Origin of the sequence: Lutibacter oricola (genome assembly GCF_900106565.1) — a bacterium.
Lineage (GTDB): Bacteria > Bacteroidota > Bacteroidia > Flavobacteriales > Flavobacteriaceae > Lutibacter > Lutibacter oricola.
In genome coordinates, this window is record NZ_FNNJ01000003.1 from 282331 (window position 1) to 304477 (window position 22147).

The window sequence follows — 22147 nt, forward strand, 5'->3', positions numbered from 1 at the left end:
TTAGCTGGTTTTAATTTGAATTAATTATAAAAAACAATAAAAGAATTAGGAATTAGAACTCTTTGTTGAAATTAATTTCATTATTAATAAAAGCCTCTTCTTATAAAATTGTAGATTCTTTTTGGTTTTATAACTAAAACAAATCTAATTTTTGAGCTATATTGAGCTTGAGAAACTTCCCAACCTAAATTAGAATGAACAGGAAAATATACTTCTAAAATATCTTGAATAAAGTTTAATCGAACTCCGTTTTCGTGGGCAAAGTATACTTTATTTCCTCTGTTTTTTACCAAACCAACATCGTTATAGATTTCGAGCCAGCGCCATAAGCCAATGCTTGTATTTGCTGTTGTCATCCATTGGTTTGCGAATGGAACACGAAGTTTAGATTTAAATCCACCTTCGTTAATAATAACTTGTTGGCTAAAAAAACCAGATGTTTCAGAACGGCCTAAATAATCATATTGAAATAAATAATCTGTTGGTCTATCAAGAGCAAAACTAAAATAATCTGTTTCTGTTTTATTGGTTAAAAATGCACCTGCAAAAAATCTGAAATCAAATTGCCTATTTGTATTTGTTAGCTTTCTATAGCGAGCTGTTAGTGATAATTTACTAAATTTATTAGAAACTTGTAAATTGGATGAAAACCTAAAATCGTTTATAATATTGGGTTTTGAAAAGCCATAACCTAAGTTAAATACATTGTATTTATTAGTTTCAATGTGTTCGGTTTGAGTTGGAGATTGTTCTCTGTTTATAGATGTGTATGACGCGGCAATAATATTACTGCTAACATCTCTCAAGCTTTTTCTTTTGAATTGCAATAATGCAAAAGGAGAAAACGTATTATATGTTAAGTTTTCTGCATAATGATAATTGCTTCCAACAAACCCAAATTGCAGTTTATTTACATTCTTATTTTCTGGTAAATACTCATAAAGAAAAGAGTAAGCACCAGAAAATGTTTGACTTTTTGTACTGTAAGATGGCGTTATTTTATAAGTAAAACTTCTATTTAATACAGTTTTATTAGAAAATGCCATTCCTAAAACAGCTCCATCATAGTAATTATATCTAAAAACGGGTGTGTAAAATATCTGGTTGTAATAAGGGTTTTCAATATCCTTTAAAAACTTTAATTGAAGCGGTCTATGAAGTAGTTTTTTACCAATATCTCGCCAATTGTTTTTTAAATTATTTTCAGGTAATAAAGATTCATAATTTAAAGATAACTTATCGTAACCATTTGTTGGGATTGTTATTTTAGAAATTGAATCGATACCAGAAATCCATTTTTTGAATTTTATTTTATCATTTTTTAATCCATATAATTGTATAGGAACCGTAATGTTACGTTTATTAGAAATACTAACTTCTAACGAATCATTTTTTTTGATAATTTTTTTAATGGTATAATCAACTTTTTTATTGGTTTTTAAAAAGTCGTTTTTAAACCAATCTATATTTTTTGAAGTTTCTATAAAGTTAAAAAACGAATTACTTTGTGTAAAAGTTTGGTTGTTAGTGTTTGAATATTTTTGAATTGCATTTTTAATAACTCCATTTTCTAAATAGGCTTCTAAATATTTTAAGCCAAGTCCTGCTTTGTATTTATTGGCAATTTTTCTATTGAAATTCGAAAGCGAATCGGTTGGTGTTATTAATGATTGATCTAGGTTTTTACGTGCTGCAAACTGATAAACAAAAGGGTACTTATCGTTAAAATTAATTTTTGCTAAATGAAGTTTTTTAACGCCCCAAAATTTAGAAAGTTCACCAATTGCCTTTACTTCAGGGTAATATTTTTCAACATATTTTATCATTAAATACGTTTGTAAACCATCGGCTAACCAAGTATCGTTCCTTGTGTCAAATAAAAATTTATTCTGAATAATTTTTTTACTTAAAATTTTAAACATTTTAATATCCCATTCAAAATTGTCTTTATATGAAGCTAAAAAAGAGGGAAGTTGATTAAATCCGTAAACAGGATTTTTATCGTATTCTACTTTGTTAATTAATAGTTTTTTTAAATGCAATTTGCCTAAATAATCTTCAATAAAAAGTAGTTCTCTGTTTAAAATATCAGTTTTAACTGTATTATTTAATCTTTCAGAATTAATATTAGAAATTATTTGAACAGGATTAGAGTTGTATGTGTAAAACTCATCAAACTCGGTAATGTTTAATTCTATATCAAGTTTTTGTTTTCCTTTTAAACTGTAAATTATGGTACTATCTAGTTGTTTAGATGTTGAAATTAAGTCGCTATTTAAAATGTATTTTTTGGGTACTTCAACAGAAATGGAATAATTGGCATAATCTATAAATATATCGTCCATATCTAGATTGCTATATAAATGCCAATTTTTAGTATGTATTGAAGGAATTAAATACCAATACCTTAAATTATATTGATATGAATTAGCGCCGTATTTAGTAAATTTTGCATTGGGTAATTTTACTTCATAAGTAGAAAAAATGTTAATTGAATCTAATGGTTTTAACTTTTTTTCTAAGTTTATTTTTATAAAATCAGGTTTATTTTTAGGGATTTCCCAAGTTGATTTTTTATTAACTGTATATAACTTTTTTATTGAAGTATTACCTCTGTGCTTTGTTTTTGTAAAGTGAAACGATTTAGAGTAATTCTCAACAAAACGCTTTGCTAACGGAGTTTTTTTGTTTTTGTAAGAGTTTGGCCAGTTGTATAAATAAACTTCATTTAAGCCTTTTAAAGTTTTATTATAAAAGGTTGTTTTTTGTTTTATTTGAAGTGTATTTGTTTTAGTGTTTAAAACAGCATTAATAGTTATACTATTTGTTTGAGCAATAATATTGCAGAAACAAATAGTACAAAATAATGTCGTTAATAAAACAATTTTTTTCAATAATTATTTATTAAAAGTTAGGGCTTAAACTGTATTTTTTATAGAATGTATTAATTACATCTAGTACTTCATCTTCAGTATCTACAATAGAAATTAAATCTAAATCTGAAGCGCTAATAGTACCTTCTTCAATTAAAGTGTTTTTAATCCAATCCATTAATCCAGTCCAAAATTTTCTACCAACTAATACAATTGGAAATTTACCAATTTTTTTAGTTTGTATTAAAGTAATCGCTTCAAAAAGCTCGTCCATAGTACCAAAACCACCAGGCATAACAACAAAACCTTGAGAGTATTTTACAAACATTACTTTTCTAACAAAAAAGTAATCGAAATCTAAGCTTTTGTCTTTGTCTATATAAGGATTGTCATGTTGTTCAAAAGGTAATTCTATATTTAAACCTACTGAAGTTCCTTTACCTCTATGAGCACCTTTGTTACCTGCCTCCATAATTCCTGGTCCACCACCTGTAATAACACCATAACCGTGTTGTGTTAATTCAAATGCAATGTTTTCAGCTAATTTGTAATGCTCGTGGTCTACTTTAGTACGTGCAGAACCAAATATACTTACACAAGGTCCCATTTTACTCAATCTTTCGTAACCTTCAACAAATTCAGACATTATTTTAAATATAGCCCAAGAGTCGTTTGTTTTTATTTCGTTCCAAGTTTTTTGCTTGAATTTTTCGCGTATTTTTCTATCTTCGTTTGGAGACATAATTGTTTTCTTTTTAATAATTATTGCTAATCAATTTTTTTATAGTGGTCTAATGTAATTCTTTTTTTAAGAATTTAGCTGTAAAGCTGTCTTTATGTTTGGCAACTTCTTCTGGTGTGCCTTTACAAATAAGCTCACCACCATTTTTACCACCTTCCATACCAATATCTATAATATAATCGGCTAATTTAATAACATCCATATTATGTTCTATAACTAAAATGGTGTTTCCTTTATTGGCTAGTTTGTTTAAAACTTCCATTAAAACTCTAATATCTTCGAAATGAAGTCCAGTTGTAGGTTCATCTAAAATATAAAAAGTATTTCCAGTATCTCTTTTAGAAAGTTCTGCAGCTAACTTTATACGTTGTGCTTCACCACCAGAAAGAGTTGTAGATTGTTGTCCAAGTGTTATGTACCCCAATCCAACATCATTAATTGTTTTAAGTTTACGGTGTATTTTCGGAATCAACTCAAAAAATTCTACAGATTCCTCAATAGTCATATTTAATATATCGGAAATGGATTTTCCTTTATATCTAATTTCTAATGTTTCTCTATTGAAACGTTTTCCTTGGCAAGTTTCACATTCTACTTGTACATCAGGTAAAAAATTCATTTCAATAACTCTTACACCGCCACCTTGGCAAGTTTCACAACGACCACCTTTTACGTTAAAAGAAAATCGACCAGGTTTGTAGCCTCTAATAGAAGCTTCATTAGTTTTTGCAAACAAACTTCTAATTTCGCTAAAAACACCTGTGTATGTTGCTGGGTTTGAGCGTGGAGTTCGTCCAATAGGAGATTGATCTATAGCAATAACTTTATCTATATGCTCTAAGCCTTTAATGCTTTTGTAGGGCATCGGTTTTTTTACACCATTATATATGTGTTTATTTAAAATAGGATATAGTGTTTCGTTAATTAGCGTAGATTTACCACTTCCTGAGACCCCAGTAACACAAATTAGTTTACCTAGAGGAAATTCTACAGTTACATTTTTTAAATTATTTCCGTTAGCGCCAGCTAAAACTATTTTGTTTCCGTTTCCTTCTCTTCGTTTTTTTGGAATTTCAATTTCTTTTGCTCCTGTTAAATAATCTGCTGTTAATGTGTTGTGTTGTTTTAGTTCGTTAAAACTTCCTTCACTAACAATTTCACCTCCGTGCACACCAGCTCCTGGACCAATATCTAATACAAAATCAGCGTGTTCTATCATATCCTTATCGTGTTCAACAACAATAACAGAGTTACCAACATCTCTTAGATTTATAAGAGATTTAATTAGTTTTTCATTATCTCTTTGATGAAGTCCAATACTTGGTTCATCTAAAATATATAAAACTCCAACTAGTTGAGAGCCAATTTGAGTTGCCAACCTAATACGTTGTGCTTCTCCACCAGATAATGACTTTGAACTTCTATCTAGTGCTAAATAATCTAAACCAACATCTAATAAAAATTGAATTCGAGTTCTAATTTCTTTTAGTATTTCTGAAGCTATTTTAAGTTGTTTTTCTGAAAGTTTAGATTCAATATTGTTAAACCAATTTGCAAGTTCACTTATATCTAGCTGAGCTAATTCAGATATGTTTTTTTTGTTTATTTTGAAATAAAGAGCTTGTTTTTTTAAACGGTTACCGTGGCACGATTCACAAACAACTTCGTCCATATAATCTTTAGCCCATCGTTTTATTGAAGTTGTTTCGCTGTGCTTGTATTGGTTTTCGATAAAATTGATAATACCTTCAAAATCAATTTCATAATTACGAGTTATCCCCATTGCTTTAGAAACTATTTCAAATTTTTCGTTACCACCATTTAAAATAATATCTAGCGCTTCTTTTGGTATTTTTGAAATAGGATCACTTAATTGAAATTTATAACGTTCAGCAATTAAAGCAAGCTGTTTAAATATCCAGCTGCTTTTTTGTTCTCCAATAGGTGCAATTCCTCCACTTTTAATTGAAGCTGCTTCAGAAGGAATAATTTTTTTAATATTTACCTTGTTGGTTCTACCTAATCCATTACAACTTGGACAAGCACCTTTTGGTGAATTAAATGAGAATGTATTTGGTTCTGGGTTTTGATATGAAATGCCAGTTTCTGGACACATTAAATCTCTACTAAAATATCTTGGTGTGTTACTTTCGTGTTCTAAAACCATTAAAATATTTTCACCCGAATATAGTGCTGTTGTAATAGTTTCTTCTAATCTTTTTTCTGAAGAAGAATTTACAGCTAATCTGTCAATAACAATTTCAATATCGTGCGTTTTATATCTATCTAAACGCATTCCTTTTTCTAAATCTCTAATCTCTCCATCTACCCTAACTTTAACAAAACCTTGTTTGCCAATTTGTTCAAAAAGTTCTCTATAATGTCCTTTTCTTGATTTTATTATAGGAGCAAGAATAACTATTTTTTTTCCTTCATACTCTTTTAAAATAAGCTCTTTAATTTGCTCATCGCTATAACTTACCATTTTTTTATTGGTGTTATACGAGTAAGCATCAGCAGCTCTGGCGAAAAGTAATCTTAAAAAGTCATAAATTTCTGTAATAGTACCCACGGTAGATCTAGGACTCTTGTTAGTAGTTTTTTGTTCAATAGAAATCACTGGCGAAAGACCATCAATTTTATCAACATCAGGGCGCTCTAAACCTCCTAAAAACTGACGAGCATATGCAGAAAAGGTTTCAATATAGCGTCGTTGTCCTTCAGCATAAATAGTATCAAATGCTAAGGAAGATTTTCCACTTCCGCTTAAACCAGTTATTACAACTAGTTTCTCTCTAGGTATACGAACGTCAATATTTTTTAAATTATGAACTCTTGCGCCTAAAACCTCTATGTATTCTTGCTTATTTGACATATATTTATTTGAAAAATGCAAATATAATTAAAAGCAGCTAAAATTAATCATTAGTTCGAGTTAACCTGTTTGAAGTGTTTTTGTTAAATTGTTAGATAGAAAGGTTAAAAAGGATTGAAGTTAATTCTAATTTTTGTTATATTTTAGTGCTGAAAGATTGTTTTAAAAAACAATAAACCATAAACTTGTAAAAATTGCTATATTGCATTAAAATAGTAAGCTTGTGAAGTTAATAGACTCATTACGACATTTTTTTGAAAGACATGGTTTTGCCGTGTCATCTAGATTTGCGGATAGGTTAGGGATAAGCGCAGCAAATGTGCGATTATTTTTTATTTACATTTCTTTTGTTACGTTGGGTTTTTCTTTTGGAATATACTTAACACTTGCTTTTTTATTGCGTTTAAAAGATTTGTTATACACTAAAAGAAAATCTGTATTTGATTTATAAATGAATTTATATTTACCATCAAAATTATATAGAGCAGGAGCATTACTAGTATTGGTAATGGGTATTGGAGTTACAGGTTATATTCTTATATCTGGAGATTCATTTGTAGATGCTTTGTATATGACAATTATTACCATGACCACAGTAGGTTTTGGTGAATTACATCCACTAAATAATACAGAGAAGTTGTTTACAATTTTTCTTATATTAATAAGTATATCAACCTACGGTTATGCAGTTTCTATATTAACAGAATATTTAGCAAACGGACGTTTTTTTGAAAGATTAAAAATGAAAAAAGTGCAAGATCAAATTAAATTATTACATAATCATACAATAGTTTGTGGTTATGGTAGAAATGGAAAACAGGCAGTTAATAAATTAAAACAATTTAACCAGCCCTGTGTAGTTATTGAAAAAAGAAAAGATGAACTTGCAGATTTAGAGCGTGATGGGGTTTTGTATATTGAAGGAGATGCTACTATTGATGATGATTTAATTTTAACAGGAATAGAAAATGCGAAGAGTTTAATTACCGCATTACCATCCGACGCAGATAATTTATTTGTGGTTTTAACTGCTCGTCAGTATAATAAAGATTGTATTATTATAAGTAGAGCTTCTAATGAATCTTCATATGGTAAATTGAAATTTGCTGGGGCAAGTAATGTAATAATGCCAGATAAATTGGGAGGCGCACATATGGCTTCGTTGGTTGTTACTCCAGATATTGTTGAGTTTGTAGATAGGCTAACCATTGCAGGAGATATAGACGCTAACTTAGAAGAAATTTCTGTAAATGAACTACCTATTGATTATCTTCAAAAAACAATATTAGATTTAGATTTGCGCAGACAAACAGGTTGTACCGTTATAGGTTACAAAACAATAGAGAATGATTATATAATTAATCCTGAGGCAACTATAAAATTGGAAAAGGATACACACTTAATTGTACTAGGAAACAAAGAGCAAATTAAAAAGCTTAGAGAAATTTATTAAGTTGTTTTATTACATTGTTAAATGATTATTTAGAATAGTAATAGATTTACGTTTTATCTGTTAAAAACTTGCAGTAACTTCATTTTTTTACCATATTGCAGCAATATTTTAAATATTACAATTTCTATGAAACGTAAATTCGTATCGTTACTATTACTTATTTTCCCTTTATTAACATTTTCACAAGAACTTTCTATTGATGAAAAAATAGAAGAAAAGTTTAAGCCATTTGCTGATGCAGTGAGTTCTGTTGTTTTTTATCCTATTACAATTGTTGGTATTGATGTTCCGATAGTTATAATTATATTATTACTTGGTGCATTATTTTTTACATTGTATTTTAAATTTGCCAATATTACATTGTTAGGTGTTGCTATTAGAGCAGCAAAAGGAAAATATGACGATGTTGATCACCACTCAGTAGATGAAGTTGCGGGAGACCCAACTCCTGGAGGTGATGTTTTTGAGAGTGTACAAGCAGAAGGTGTAGTTGGTGAAGTAACACATTTTCAGGCTTTAACAGCGGCGTTATCTGCAACGGTGGGTTTAGGAAATATTGCAGGTGTAGCTGTAGCCATTGCAATTGGAGGCCCTGGAGCTACAATTTGGATGATTTTAGCTGGTTTTTTAGGAATGTCTACAAAATTAGTTGAAGCCACTTTAGGTGTAAAATATAGAGAAGTTGGTGAAGATGGAAAAATATATGGTGGTCCAATGTATTACCTTAGAAAAGGATTAAAAGAAAATAATTTAGCTGGCGTTGGTAAAGTGCTAGCAGTATTATATGCTGTTTTTGTAATTGGAGGTTCTTTTGGAGGAGGAAATATGTTTCAAGCCAACCAAGCAACTTCGCAATTTAAATTACTATTTGGATTAGAATCAGGTTTTATTTTTGGACTTTTAATGGCCGTACTAGTTGGTATAGTTATTATTGGTGGTATAAAAAGAATTGGTCAGGTAACTGAAAAAATAGTTCCTTTTATGGGAATTATGTTTGTTGGAGCCTCATTAGTAATTATAGTAATGAATTATAACATTATTCCAGATGCTTTAATGCAAGTGTGGAATGGTGCATTTAGCGAAACATCTGTTGTTGGTGGGGTAATTGGAGTGATGATTGTTGGTTTTCAAAGAGCGGCCTTTTCAAATGAGGCAGGTGTTGGTTCAGCATCTATTGCACATGCAGCAGTTAAAACAAAATTTCCGGCTAGTGAAGGTATTGTGGCTTCTATAGGTCCATTTGTAGATACGGTAATAATTTGTACTATGACGGCTTTGGTAATTGTAGTAACTAATTTAAAAAGTGGTTTATTTGAGTATTCAAATTTAGATTCAAATAATAATGTAATAATGAATGGTACAGGAAAACATTTGGGAGGTGTAGATTTAACATCTGTAGCTTTTGATTCTGCAATTCCTGGTTTTTCAATATTGCTAACTATTGCAGTTATTCTTTTTGCTTTTTCAACAATGTTATCTTGGTCTTATTACGGTATTCAAGGGTGGAAATATTTGTTTGGAAAAAGTAAAATTGCTGATATTTCATACAAAGCATTATTTTTAATATTTATTGTTATAGGAGCATCATCTAGTTTAGGTTCGGTAATTGAATTTTCTGATGCTATGATTTTTGCAATGGTATTTCCTAACGTTATTGGTTTGTTAATATTAGCTCCAAAGGTTAAAGGAGAATTATCTAGATATCTAAAAGCAATTGGTCGTAAAGATTAAGGTAAAAATACATAAATGAAAAATATTAAATCCTATTTTAGTTACAACAAACGTCAACGAAATGGGATTTTCTTTTTGCTGTTTGCAATAGTTGTATTACAGGCTTTTTTCTTTTTGTTTGAATTTCCTCAGAATGATAAGTCAGTTATCTCTAAAAATGAGTTTATTGCTTTTGAACAAGAATTCGATTCGTTAAAAGCTATTTCGTTAAAAAATAAAGCAAAACTTAAAATATTTCCTTTCAACCCTAATTTCATAACAGATTATAAAGGTTATCAGTTAGGAATGAATGTTTCAGAAATAGATAAGCTCCTAGAGTATAGAAAAACAGGTAAATATGTAAATTCTGCAAAAGAGTTTAAAAAAATTACAGGAGTTACAGACAGTTTACTTCAAACAATTTCACCTTTCTTTAAATTTCCTAAATGGGTTACTTCAAAAAAGGATAATAATGTAAAGTCTAAGAAGAAAAATGTTAATACTGTAATTTCTGTTGAAGATATTAATGAAGCTACTGCAGAAGATTTTAAACGTATTAATGGAGTAGGAGATAAATTAGCTACAAGAATTGTTAGTTATCGAAAAAAATTACAAGGTTTTAGTTTTAACAATCAATTAAATGAAGTTTGGGGATTAAAAACTGAAGTGGTTATCGAATTGCTTAAAAATTTTCAAGTTCAAACAAAACCAGAGATAATTAAATTAAATGTAAATACGGCTACATTTAAAGAAGTTTTGGCTCTTAATTATTTAGATTACGAGCTAACTAAAAAAATATTTAACTATAGAGATATGGTGGCGGAAATTCAATCAATTGAAGAGTTAAAGAAAATTGATGGGTTTCCTTTGGAAAAATTCGATAGAATAGCCTTATATTTGGCAGCTGAATAAATTTTTAAATTAACAATCGGTTAGCCTTAATTAAGAGTATGTATTTTACAGAAGAGCACGACGCATTTAGACAAAGTTTTCAAGATTTTTTACAAAAAGAAGTTGTTCCTAATATTAATGAGTGGGAAGAAAAGGGTTTTGTAGATAAAAACATTTACAAAAAATTTGGTGAAATGGGATATTTTGGATTGAATTATCCAGAAGATCAAGGCGGACTAAATTTAGATCTTTTTTACATGGTTGTTTTTCTAGAGGAACTGCAAAAAGTTAATTCAGGAGGTTTTGCTGCAGCAATGTGGGCACATACGTATTTAGCAATGACTCATTTAAATGCTGAAGGAAGTGATTTTATTAAAGAAAAATACTTAACACCAAGTATTGAAGGTGATATGGTTGGTTGTTTATGTGTAACAGAGCCTTTTGGAGGGTCAGATGTAGCAGGTATGAGAACTACTGCTGTTAAAAAAGGAGATAAGTATATTATAAATGGGTCAAAAACATTTATTACTAATGGTGTTTATTCAGATTATTTAGTGGTTGCTGCAAAAACGCAACCAGAACTTGGTAATAAAGGAATGAGTATATTTGTGGTAGATAGAGAGTCTGTTGGTTTATCATCTACAGCTTTGGTAAAATTGGGTTGGAAAGCTTCAGATACTGCTGAGATTGCATTTGATAATGTTGAAGTGCCAGCAGAAAATTTATTAGGTGAAGAAGGAAAAGGATTTGGATATATAATGCAGCATTTTGCATCTGAGAGAGTAATTATGGGAGTAAATGCACACGCAAGAGCTGAATTTGCTTTGGAATATGCTATTCAATACATGTCAGAAAGAACTGCGTTTGGAAAAACTATAGATAGCTTTCAGGCGTTGAGACATAAGGTGGCTGAAATGGCAAGTGAAATCGAAATGTGTAAAGAATTTAACTATTCTATTATAAATAGGTTAGATAAAGGAAGATATGTGGTAAAAGAGGCGAGTATGTCTAAATTAATGTCTACTAAAATTGCAGATGGTGTTATTTATGAATGTTTGCAGTTATTAGGAGGTTATGGTTATATGGAAGATTATCCTATGGCAAGGTTATTGAGAGATAGTAGGTTGGGGCCTATTGGAGGAGGAACTTCAGAAATATTAAGAGAAATTATTGCTAAAATGATTATTGATAAAAAAGAGTATAAGCCAAGTACTAAATAAATTTTTTAGTTATTTGTTGTTTGTATTTAAAAAAGTAATACATTTGCAATCCAAAAATAAAAGAGATCATTTTGAAAGGAGGTGCTAAAATATGTTAATTATACCAGTTAAAGACGGAGAAAATATCGATAGAGCGTTAAAACGTTACAAGAGAAAATTTGATAGAACGAAAACAATGAAAACTTTACGTAACAGAAAGCAATTCAACAAGCCTTCAGTAACAAAAAGAGCTCAAAACATTAAAGCTAAATACGTACAAAGAATTAGAACTGCAGAAGAGCAAGGATAAATTTTTTAAGTATTCAAATTATACAGCCGTTAGTATTGCAAAATTATTAAATTTGTAAACTAACGGTTTTTTTATGCCTATACTTTCCTTTTTAAATTATTTAGCTTTAGAAAAAAAATATTCTAAGCATACTGTTACAGCTTATAAGAATGATATAAATGTATTTCAACAGTTTTGTCTAGATAATTATAATACATCAAATTTAATTGAAGTTAATTACGCTCAAATTAGAAGTTGGATTGTTAGTTTAGTTAATAACAATATATCTAATAGAAGTATTAACAGAAAAGTCTCTTCATTAAAATCATTCTATAAATTTCTTCAAAGAACAAAACAAATAGAGCAAAGTCCATTAAATAAGCATAAACCACTAAAAGTCGCAAAAAAGGTTCAAGTGCCATTTTCAGAAAAAGAAATAAAAGAGGTTTTTAATGTAATTGATGAAGATGAAACTTTTGAAGGGCTAAGAGCCAAGTTAATTGTTGAATTATTGTATTCTACTGGAATGCGAAGAGCTGAATTAATTAATTTAGAATTGTCAAATGTTGATATTGTTAACGAAACTGTTAAAGTCCTAGGGAAAAGAAATAAGGAAAGGTATATTCCGTTATTAAAGTCAGTTCAAAAAACTATTAAAAAATATTTAGAATTTAGGAGTGATATAAATACTAATTCATCTTATTTACTTGTAACAAAAAAAGGTAAAAAAGTATACGATACACTTGTTTATAGGGTTATAAATAGTTATTTTAGTAGTGTGTCATCAAAAGTTAAAAAGAGCCCACATGTAATAAGGCATTCTTTTGCGACGCATTTGTTAGATGAAGGCGCTGATTTAAACTCAGTTAAGGAATTACTTGGGCATTCTAGTTTGGCGTCTACACAAGTTTACACCCATAGTAGTTTGGGAAAATTGAAAGAAGTTTATAATCAAGCTCACCCAAGGAGCGATAAAACCTAAAAAATATATGAAAGTATTTGTACAGTCAGTTAATTTTAATGCAGATAGTGATTTAATAACGTTTGTTGAAAAAAAAATAAATGGATTAGAAAAGTATTATGATAAAATTGTAGATTCTGAGGTGTATTTAAAAGTGCAACAAACAAGTGAAAAAGAAAATAAAATGGTTGATGTTAAATTGAATATACCAGGAAATGACTTTGTTGTAAAAAAACAATGTAAAACCTTTGAAGAAGGTATAACATTAGCTACAGATTCTTTAAAAAGACAGCTTAGAAAACGTAAAGAAAAAATAAGAGCAAAATAAATTTAAAAATTTAGTTCAAAAGTTTTGTTTACAAATAAAAACTTTAATACATTTGCAGTCCGTTAGAAATAGCGGGCTTCTTTTATGGAGTAAAAAGCCGATGTAGCTCAGCTGGCTAGAGCAGCTGATTTGTAATCAGCAGGTCGTGGGTTCGAGTCCCTCCATCGGCTCAAAAGAGAATAGATCTTTGAAAGAATAAAAAAATGGTGAGATACTCAAGTGGCCAACGAGGGCAGACTGTAAATCTGCTGCGCAAGCTTCGAAGGTTCGAATCCTTCTCTCACCACATTTTTTTATAGATTTGTATACCAATACGAATTTGAAATTAAAAATATTGCGAGAGTAGCTCAGTTGGTAGAGCTTCAGCCTTCCAAGCTGACTGTCGCCGGTTCGAGCCCGGTCTCTCGCTCTTTTTTTTAATAGCCGGTGTAGCTCAGAGGTAGAGCGTTTCCTTGGTAAGGAAGAGGTCACGGGTTCAAGTCCCGTCATTGGCTCAAGTAAAGAATTGAATTTAACACTATATATAACTAAGATTTAAAAATTAATAATTATGGCTAAAGAAACCTTTGATCGTTCGAAACCACACTTAAACATTGGTACTATTGGACACGTTGATCACGGTAAAACAACCTTAACAGCTGCTATTACTGTTGTATTAGCAGATAAAGGACTTTCTGAAGTAAAAGATTTCGATCAAATCGATAATGCTCCTGAGGAAAAAGAGAGAGGTATTACAATTAATACTGCTCACGTTGAATATCAAACTGCTAATCGTCACTATGCTCACGTTGACTGTCCAGGTCACGCGGATTACGTAAAGAACATGGTAACAGGTGCTGCTCAAATGGATGGTGCAATTATTGTTGTAGCTGCTACAGATGGACCAATGCCTCAAACTAGAGAGCACATCTTATTAGGTCGTCAGGTAGGTATTCCTAGATTAGTTGTATTCATGAATAAAGTGGATATGGTTGATGATGAAGAACTATTAGAGTTAGTAGAGATGGAAATCAGAGATTTATTATCTTTCTACGAATATGATGGTGATAACACTCCAATTATTGCAGGTTCTGCTTTAGGTGGATTGAATGGTGAGCCAAAATGGGCTGACAAAATTATGGAATTAATGGACGCTGTAGATACTTGGATTGAGTTACCTAAGCGTGATGTTGATAAAGATTTCTTAATGCCAATCGAGGATGTATTCTCAATTACAGGTCGTGGTACTGTTGCAACTGGTCGTATTGAAACTGGTGTAGCTAACACTGGAGATGCTGTTGATATTATTGGTATGGGAGCTGAAAAATTAACTTCTACTGTAACTGGAGTTGAAATGTTCCGTAAAATATTAGATAGAGGTGAAGCTGGAGATAACGTAGGTATCTTATTAAGAGGTATTAACAAAGAGGATATTAAAAGAGGTATGGTAATTTGTAAGCCAGGTTCTGTAACTCCTCACTCTAACTTTAAAGCTGAGGTTTATATCCTTAAAAAAGAAGAAGGTGGACGTCACACTCCATTCCATAACAACTACCGTCCACAGTTTTACGTACGTACAACTGATGTAACAGGTACTATTAACTTACCTGATGGAGTTGAAATGGTAATGCCAGGAGATAACTTAACTATTACAGTTGAATTACACCAACCAATCGCATTAAACGTAGGTTTACGTTTTGCAATCCGTGAAGGTGGTAGAACAGTAGGTGCAGGTCAGGTAACAGAAATGTTAGACTAATCTAATCTGAAATAATAAAATTTTAAGGTGCTTCTGTTATAATGAAGAAGCACCTTTCTTACGGGCGTAGCTCAGTTGGTAGAGCACTGGTCTCCAAAACCAGGTGTCGGGAGTTCGAGCCTCTCCGCCCGTGCAAAATAATAGAAAATGAATTTAGTAAAATATATAAAAGACTCATTTGAAGAGTTACGTAATAAAGTATCATGGATTCCTTGGGATGAGGCTCAAAAATCTACGGTAGTTGTTGCAATTTTTACTGTAGTATTTGCTTTGGCAGTATTTGTAGTAGATAAATTCTTCCAAACAGGTTTAACAGAATATTTTAAATTATTTTAATTAAGAGTTTGTTATGGCTGAATCTGTGAAGAAATGGTACGTTATTAGGGCTATTGGCGGACAAGAGAATAAAGTGAAATCTTATATTGAAAATGAAATTTCACGTTTAGGAATGAACGACTATGTTGAAACTGTTCTAGTACCTACAGAAAAAGTAATTCAAGTACGTAACGGAAAGAAAATAAACAAAGAAAGAGTTTATTTTCCTGGATATGTTATGATTGAAGCAAACTTAAGTGGTGAATTACCTCATATTATTAAAGCTATTCCAGGTGTAATTGGTTTTTTAGGTGAAGTAAAAGGTGGTGAGCCAGTACCAATGAGAAAATCTGAAATTAACCGTATGTTAGGTAAAGTTGATGAACTATCTGTTACAACAGATAATGTTGCGATACCTTATGTAATTGGCGAGACAGTTAAAGTAATTGACGGTCCTTTTAATGGTTTTGATGGTATCATTGAAAAAGTTAATGAAGAAAAACGTAAGCTTGAAGTAATGGTGAAAATATTTGGAAGAAAGACACCATTAGAATTAAGCTATATGCAAGTAGATAAAATTTCATAATTGTTACATATAATTTTGATAAGGTATTACAGCTTCCAATCTTAATACACTATCACAACTTAAAATTTAGAAATGGCAAAAGAAGTAAGTAAAGTAGTAAAATTACAAGTTCGTGGAGGTGCGGCTAATCCGTCACCACCAGTTGGACCTGCTTTGGGTGCTGCCGGAGTTAACATTATGGAGTTCTGTAAGCAATTTAATGCTAGAACTCAAGATAAACAAGGAAAAGTTTTACCAGTTGCAATTACTGTATACAAGGATAAATCTTTTGACTTTGTTATTAAAACTCCACCAGCAGCTGTTCAAATATTAGAAGCAGCCAAAGTGAAAAAAGGTTCTGGTGAACCTAACCGTAATAAAGTAGCTACAGTTACTTGGGATCAATTGAAAGTTATTGCTGAAGATAAAATGCCTGATTTAAACGCATTTACAATAGAATCTGCGATGTTAATGATGGCAGGAACAGCACGTTCAATGGGTATTAAAGTAAAAGGAGAAGCTCCTGTAAAACAATAAAACAGTTATTTAAAAATGGCAAAATTAACAAAAAAGCAAAAAGAAGCAGTAGCTAAGGTTGATGGAAATCAGACTTATTCTATAAAAGATGCTTCGGCTTTAGTAAAAGATATTACTAATGTAAATTTTGATGCATCTATTGATTTAGCTGTTAGATTAGGAGTAGATCCTCGTAAAGCAAATCAAATGGTTAGAGGGGTAGTAACATTACCTCACGGAACTGGTAAAGATGTTAAAGTATTAGCATTAGTAACTCCAGATAAAGAATCAGACGCTAAAGAAGCAGGTGCTGATTATGTTGGGTTAGATGAATACCTTCAGAAAATTAAAGGAGGTTGGACAGATGTTGACGTTATTATTACTATGCCAAGTGTAATGGGTAAATTAGGTCCTTTAGGTCGTGTTTTAGGACCAAGAGGTTTAATGCCAAACCCAAAGACTGGTACAGTAACTATGGATATAGCAAAGGCTGTTAAAGATGTGAAAGCTGGTAAAATTGACTTTAAAGTTGATAAAACTGGAATTATTCACGCTGCAATAGGTAAAGCTTCATTCGACGCTGACAAGATTGCTGAAAATGCAAATGAGTTGATTCAAACTATAATAAAGTTAAAACCAACTGCTGCAAAAGGAACTTATATTAAAAGCATTTATATGTCAAGTACTATGAGTCCAAGTGTAAGTGTTGATTCTAAATCAATATAACAGAGTTAAATCTTATAATTATGACGAGAGAAGAAAAATCACAAGTAATAGAAGCTTTAACATCACAGTTATCTGAAGGAAATATCATTTATTTAGCTGATATTTCAGGATTAAACGCTTCGCAAACATCTAATTTACGTAGAGCTTGTTTTAAAGCAAACGTTAAATTATCAGTAGTAAAAAATACATTGCTTGAAAAAGCAATGGAAAAATCTGATAAAGATTTTGGTGAATTACCATCAATGTTAAAAGGAAATACATCTATGATGTTATCTGAAACAGGTAATGCTCCAGCAAAATTAATAAAAGAATTTAGAAAAAAATCTGATAAGCCTCTTTTAAAAGGTGCTTATGTTGAAGAAGCTATTTATGTTGGTGATGACCAATTAGATGCTTTAGTTAACATTAAGTCTAAAGAAGAAGTTATTGGAGATATCATCGGATTGTTACAATCACCAGCTAAGAATGTTGTTTCAGCATTACAATCTGGAGGAAGTAAATTATCTGGAATTCTGAAAACTTTATCAGAGAAATAAATAAGTGCACTAATAAACTAGAATAAATAAAATTTAAACAAAGAGAAATGGCAGATTTAAAAGATTTCGCAGAACAACTTGTTAACTTAACAGTAAAAGAAGTAAATGAGTTAGCTGATATTTTAAAAGACGAATACGGAATTGAACCAGCAGCAGCTGCAGTAGCAGTAGCAGGTCCAGCAGCAGGTGGAGACGCAGCAGCTGAAGAAAAGACTGAGTTTGACGTAATTTTAAAAGCAGCAGGAGGATCTAAATTAGCAGTAGTAAAATTAGTTAAGGAATTAACTGGTTTAGGATTAAAAGAAGCTAAAGGTATCGTAGATAGCGCTCCAGCGCCAATTAAAGAAGGTGTTTCTAAAGATGAAGCTGAAGGATTAAAAGCGTCATTAGAAGAAGCAGGTGCTGAGGTTGAGCTTAAGTAAGCTCTCTAAAGCAAAAACAATTTAAGGTTTAGGTCTGGGGTTGCCCTTGGACCTAAACCATTTTGCGTATATATTTGTTCTTATATTTAATAGTTTTTTTAACTTAAAGTTTTTGTCCATTGGCAACCAAAAAATTCACCGAAAGAATAAACTTTGCATCAGCAAAATTAGTTTTAGAATATCCAGATTTTTTAGATATTCAGGTTAAATCCTTCCAGGATTTTTTCCAACTTAAAACTAAAGCTGACGAGCGAAGTACTGAAGGTTTGTATAAAACTTTCTTGGATAACTTCCCTATTACCGATACTCGTAATAACTTTGTATTAGAGTTCTTGGATTATTTTGTTGATCCACCTCGTTACAGCATTCAAGAGTGTATCGAAAGAGGTTTAACTTATAGCGTCCCTCTAAAAGCACGCTTAAAATTGTACTGTACAGATCCAGAACACGAAGATTTCGAAACAATCGTGCAAGATGTGTATTTAGGTACAATTCCATATATGACTCATAGTGGAACCTTCGTAATTAACGGAGCGGAAAGAGTTGTAGTTTCTCAATTACACCGTTCTCCTGGTGTATTCTTTGGGCAATCATTCCACGCAAATGGTACTAAATTATATTCTGCAAGAGTAATTCCTTTCAAAGGTTCTTGGATAGAGTTTGCTACCGATATCAATAGTGTTATGTATGCATATATTGATAGAAAGAAAAAATTACCTGTAACTACATTGTTTAGAGCAATTGGTTATGAAAGAGATAAGGATATTCTTGAAATATTTAACTTAGCTGAAGAAATTAAAGTTTCTAAAAGTGGAGTTAAAAAAGTTTTAGGAAGAAAGCTTGCAGCTCGTGTGTTAAAAACTTGGTTTGAAGATTTTGTAGATGAAGACACTGGAGAGGTTGTATCTATTGAAAGAAATGAAATTGTATTAGATAGAGATACAATTTTAGAGAAAGAACATATTGAAGAAATTGTTGAATCTGGTTCAAAAACTATTCTTTTACATAAAGAAGATAATGAATCTGCAGATTATGCAATAATTCATAATACATTACAAAAAGATCCAACAAACTCTGAAAAAGAGGCTGTTGAACATATTTATAGACAATTACGTAATGCAGAACCGCCAGATTTTGAAACTGCGAAAGGTATTATTGATAAATTGTTTTTCTCTGAACAACGTTACAATTTAGGTGAAGTTGGACGTTACAGAATGAATAAAAAATTAGGTCTAAATGAAGATATGGACCAAAAAGTTTTAACTAAGTTAGATATTATTACAATTATCAAAAACTTAATAAAACTTGTTAATTCAAAAGCTGAAGTAGATGATATTGACCACTTATCTAACCGTCGTGTAAGAACTGTTGGTGAACAATTAGCTAGTCAGTTTGGTGTAGGTTTATCTCGTATGGCTCGTACAATTCGTGAAAGAATGAATGTACGTGATAATGAGGTGTTTACTCCAATTGATTTAATTAATGCTAAAACATTATCTTCTGTAATTAACTCATTCTTTGGAACTAACCAGTTATCTCAATTTATGGATCAAACCAATCCGTTAGCTGAGATTACACACAAACGTAGATTATCTGCATTAGGACCTGGTGGTTTATCAAGAGAAAGAGCAGGTTTTGAAGTTCGAGATGTACACTATACTCACTATGGTCGTTTATGTCCTATTGAAACTCCTGAGGGACCAAATATTGGTTTGATTTCATCTTTAGCAGTTTTTGCTAAAGTGAACAACTTAGGATTTATTGAAACTCCTTATAGAGAAATTACTGAAGGTAAAGTTAATATTACTGATGAACCTAGGTACTTAAGTGCTGAAGAGGAAGAAGGAATGAAGTTTGCACAATCTAACCTACCTTTAGAAGAGGATGGTAAATTTGTAAATGATAAAGTAATTGCTCGTGAAGAGGCAGATTATCCAGTAGTTGAACCAACAGCGGTTAACTTTATGGATGTTGCACCTAATCAAATTGCATCAATTTCTGCATCGTTAATTCCATTTTTAGAACATGATGATGCCAACCGTGCATTAATGGGATCAAATATGATGCGTCAGGCAGTACCTTTATTACGCCCAGAATCTCCTATTGTAGGGACAGGTTTAGAGCGTAGAGTTGCAAAAGATTCACGTATTTTAATTAATGCAGAAGGATCTGGAGTTGTTGAATATGTTGATGCTAACCATATTGAAATTAAATACGATAGAACAGATGAAGATCGTATGGTAAGTTTCGATGGTGATTCAAAATCATATAACTTAATTAAATTTAGAAAAACCAATCAGGGTACTTCAATTAACTTAAAACCAATTGTAGAAAAAGGTGATAGAGTTGAAGAAGGACAAGTACTTTGTGAAGGATATGCAACTCAACAAGGAGAACTTGGTTTAGGTAGAAATATGAAAGTAGCCTTTATGCCTTGGAAAGGGTATAACTTTGAGGATGCGATTGTAATTTCTGAAAAAGTAGTACGAGAAGATATATTTACATCTATTCATATTGATGAATATTCTATGGATGTAAGAGATACTAAATTAGGTGCTGAAGAGTTAACTAATGATATTCCTAACGTTTCTGAAGAGGCTACAAAAGACCTTGATGAAAATGGTATGATTAGAATTGGTGCAGAAGTAAAACCTGGAGATATTCTTATTGGAAAAATTACTCCAAAAGGTGAATCTGACCCAACACCTGAAGAAAAATTATTACGTGCTATTTTTGGTGATAAAGCAGGTGACGTAAAAGATGCATCATTAAAAGCTTCTCCATCATTAAGAGGTGTGGTGATTAATAAAAAATTATTTGAACGTGCAGTAAAAGATAAATCTAAAAGAGCTAAGGATAAAGTTGATATAGCTAATTTAGAAAGTAAATACACTGCTAAATTAGAAGAGTTAAGATCTTTATTAATTGAAAAGTTATTCCACTTAATTAGCGGAAAAACATCTCAAGGAGTTCAAAATGATTTAGAAGAAGAAGTACTTCAAAAAGGTAAAAAGTTCACATTAAAAATGTTAAACGCTGTAACTGATTATACGCATTTAACAAAAGGAGTTTGGACTACAGATTCACATATTAATGAGTTAGTTGCTGAATTAGTTCACAACTATAAAATTAAAGTGAATGATTTACAAGGTGCTTTAAGAAGAGAGAAGTTTACTATTTCTGTTGGGGATGAATTACCAGCTGGAATATTAAAATTAGCTAAAATTTACATTGCTAAAAAGCGTAAATTAAAAGTTGGAGATAAAATGGCGGGTCGTCACGGTAACAAAGGTATTGTTGCGCGTATTGTTCGTCAAGAAGATATGCCATTCTTAGAAGATGGAACTCCAGTTGATATTGTATTAAATCCGTTAGGTGTACCATCTCGTATGAACATTGGTCAGATTTATGAAACAGTATTAGGTTGGGCTGGTCAAAAAATTGATAGAAAATTTGCAACACCAATTTTTGATGGTGCAACAATAGATCAAATTAATGAGTTGACTGACGGAGCAGGTATTCCAAGATATGGACATACTTATCTTTATGATGGTGGAACAGGTCAGCGTTTTGATCAACCAGCAACTGTTGGGGTTATTTATATGATTAAGTTAGGTCATATGATTGATGATAAAATGCACGCACGTTCTATTGGACCATACTCGTTAATTACACAACAGCCATTAGGTGGTAAAGCACAATTTGGAGGTCAACGTTTTGGAGAGATGGAGGTATGGGCACTTGAAGCATATGGTGCATCAAGTACTCTACGTGAAATTTTAACTGTAAAATCGGATGATGTTTTAGGAAGAGCTAAAACTTACGAGGCTATTGTTAAAGGTGATCCAATGCCAGAGCCAGGTTTACCAGAATCATTTAACGTATTAATGCACGAGCTTAGAGGTCTTGGGTTAGACGTTAGATTAGAGGAATAATAATTTTTATAGTAGTTAGAAGTTAATGCTTCTAACTACTTAATATTTTTACATATAAAATTCGATACCATCA

Annotated in this window: 19 protein-coding genes and 5 tRNA genes; 21 read left to right on the plus strand and 3 right to left on the minus strand. The window is 31.3% G+C overall.

Annotated features, from left to right (window positions below):
• Positions 1–83: 83 nt before the first annotated feature.
• From BLU40_RS09020 to uvrA, 3 genes are read right to left on the minus strand one after another with little or no spacing between them, the layout of a single operon-like run.
• Positions 84–2894: a gluzincin family metallopeptidase gene (locus tag BLU40_RS09020; protein WP_090122579.1), complete on the minus strand. Its 2811-nt coding sequence runs from the start codon at positions 2892–2894 to the stop codon at positions 84–86.
• Positions 2895–2904: 10 nt separating this feature from the next.
• A complete protein-coding gene (locus BLU40_RS09025; RefSeq protein WP_090122583.1) occupies positions 2905–3615 on the minus strand; it encodes an LOG family protein in 711 nt (236 codons plus the stop codon).
• 49 nt (positions 3616–3664) lie between these two features.
• Positions 3665–6490 (minus strand): excinuclease ABC subunit UvrA, encoded by a 2826-nt coding sequence (gene uvrA, locus BLU40_RS09030; protein ID WP_090122587.1) that lies wholly within the window; start codon positions 6488–6490, stop codon positions 3665–3667.
• A 223-nt stretch (positions 6491–6713) separates the two neighbouring features.
• Between uvrA and BLU40_RS09035 the strand changes: the two genes are divergently transcribed.
• From BLU40_RS09035 to rpoB, 21 genes are all read left to right on the plus strand, one after another.
• On the plus strand, positions 6714–6941 hold the full coding sequence (locus tag BLU40_RS09035; protein WP_090122591.1) for a PspC family transcriptional regulator: 228 nt from the start codon (positions 6714–6716) through the stop codon (positions 6939–6941).
• Positions 6942–7943 (plus strand): potassium channel family protein, encoded by a 1002-nt coding sequence (locus tag BLU40_RS09040; RefSeq protein WP_090122593.1) that lies wholly within the window; start codon positions 6942–6944, stop codon positions 7941–7943. It abuts the gene before it with no gap.
• 126 nt (positions 7944–8069) lie between these two features.
• Positions 8070–9674: an alanine/glycine:cation symporter family protein gene (locus BLU40_RS09045; RefSeq protein WP_090122597.1), complete on the plus strand. Its 1605-nt coding sequence runs from the start codon at positions 8070–8072 to the stop codon at positions 9672–9674.
• 15 nt (positions 9675–9689) lie between these two features.
• A complete protein-coding gene (locus BLU40_RS09050) occupies positions 9690–10565 on the plus strand; it encodes a ComEA family DNA-binding protein (RefSeq protein ID WP_090122599.1) in 876 nt (291 codons plus the stop codon).
• Positions 10566–10603: 38 nt separating this feature from the next.
• Positions 10604–11764 carry an acyl-CoA dehydrogenase family protein gene (locus BLU40_RS09055; RefSeq protein WP_090122601.1) on the plus strand — a complete coding sequence of 387 codons (1161 nt, stop codon included), beginning with the start codon at positions 10604–10606 and terminating at the stop codon, positions 11762–11764.
• 91 nt (positions 11765–11855) lie between these two features.
• Positions 11856–12053, plus strand: a complete 198-nt coding sequence (gene rpsU / locus BLU40_RS09060) for a 30S ribosomal protein S21 (RefSeq protein ID WP_090122605.1) — start codon at positions 11856–11858, stop codon at positions 12051–12053.
• Positions 12054–12126: 73 nt separating this feature from the next.
• Complete coding sequence (locus tag BLU40_RS09065) at positions 12127–13014, plus strand: tyrosine-type recombinase/integrase (RefSeq protein ID WP_090122607.1); 888 nt, start codon at positions 12127–12129, stop codon at positions 13012–13014.
• A 7-nt stretch (positions 13015–13021) separates the two neighbouring features.
• Positions 13022–13321: a ribosome hibernation-promoting factor, HPF/YfiA family gene (gene hpf / locus BLU40_RS09070; protein ID WP_090122609.1), complete on the plus strand. Its 300-nt coding sequence runs from the start codon at positions 13022–13024 to the stop codon at positions 13319–13321.
• Between the two features lie 96 nt (positions 13322–13417).
• Positions 13418–13491 (plus strand) — tRNA-Thr (locus BLU40_RS09075).
• A gap of 35 nt (positions 13492–13526) precedes the next feature.
• Positions 13527–13607: transfer RNA gene (locus BLU40_RS09080), tRNA-Tyr, on the plus strand.
• A gap of 50 nt (positions 13608–13657) precedes the next feature.
• A tRNA-Gly gene (locus BLU40_RS09085) sits at positions 13658–13730 on the plus strand.
• Positions 13731–13743: 13 nt separating this feature from the next.
• A tRNA-Thr gene (locus BLU40_RS09090) sits at positions 13744–13815 on the plus strand.
• Positions 13816–13871: 56 nt separating this feature from the next.
• Positions 13872–15059, plus strand: coding sequence for an elongation factor Tu (gene tuf / locus BLU40_RS09095; RefSeq protein ID WP_090122611.1), 1188 nt, complete (start codon positions 13872–13874; stop codon positions 15057–15059).
• A 60-nt stretch (positions 15060–15119) separates the two neighbouring features.
• A tRNA-Trp gene (locus BLU40_RS09100) sits at positions 15120–15192 on the plus strand.
• A gap of 14 nt (positions 15193–15206) precedes the next feature.
• Positions 15207–15395 carry a preprotein translocase subunit SecE gene (gene secE, locus BLU40_RS09105; RefSeq protein WP_090122613.1) on the plus strand — a complete coding sequence of 63 codons (189 nt, stop codon included), beginning with the start codon at positions 15207–15209 and terminating at the stop codon, positions 15393–15395.
• A gap of 13 nt (positions 15396–15408) precedes the next feature.
• Positions 15409–15960 (plus strand): transcription termination/antitermination protein NusG, encoded by a 552-nt coding sequence (gene nusG, locus BLU40_RS09110; RefSeq protein WP_090122615.1) that lies wholly within the window; start codon positions 15409–15411, stop codon positions 15958–15960.
• Between the two features lie 72 nt (positions 15961–16032).
• On the plus strand, positions 16033–16476 hold the full coding sequence (gene rplK, locus BLU40_RS09115; RefSeq protein ID WP_090122618.1) for a 50S ribosomal protein L11: 444 nt from the start codon (positions 16033–16035) through the stop codon (positions 16474–16476).
• A gap of 15 nt (positions 16477–16491) precedes the next feature.
• On the plus strand, positions 16492–17181 hold the full coding sequence (gene rplA / locus BLU40_RS09120; RefSeq protein WP_090122620.1) for a 50S ribosomal protein L1: 690 nt from the start codon (positions 16492–16494) through the stop codon (positions 17179–17181).
• A gap of 20 nt (positions 17182–17201) precedes the next feature.
• Positions 17202–17717 (plus strand): 50S ribosomal protein L10, encoded by a 516-nt coding sequence (gene rplJ, locus BLU40_RS09125; protein ID WP_090122622.1) that lies wholly within the window; start codon positions 17202–17204, stop codon positions 17715–17717.
• Between the two features lie 47 nt (positions 17718–17764).
• Entirely contained in the window at positions 17765–18139 is a 375-nt protein-coding gene (gene rplL, locus BLU40_RS09130) for a 50S ribosomal protein L7/L12 (RefSeq protein ID WP_090122624.1), read from the plus strand.
• Positions 18140–18258: 119 nt separating this feature from the next.
• Positions 18259–22074: a DNA-directed RNA polymerase subunit beta gene (gene rpoB / locus BLU40_RS09135; RefSeq protein ID WP_090122626.1), complete on the plus strand. Its 3816-nt coding sequence runs from the start codon at positions 18259–18261 to the stop codon at positions 22072–22074.
• Positions 22075–22147 lie beyond the last annotated feature (73 nt).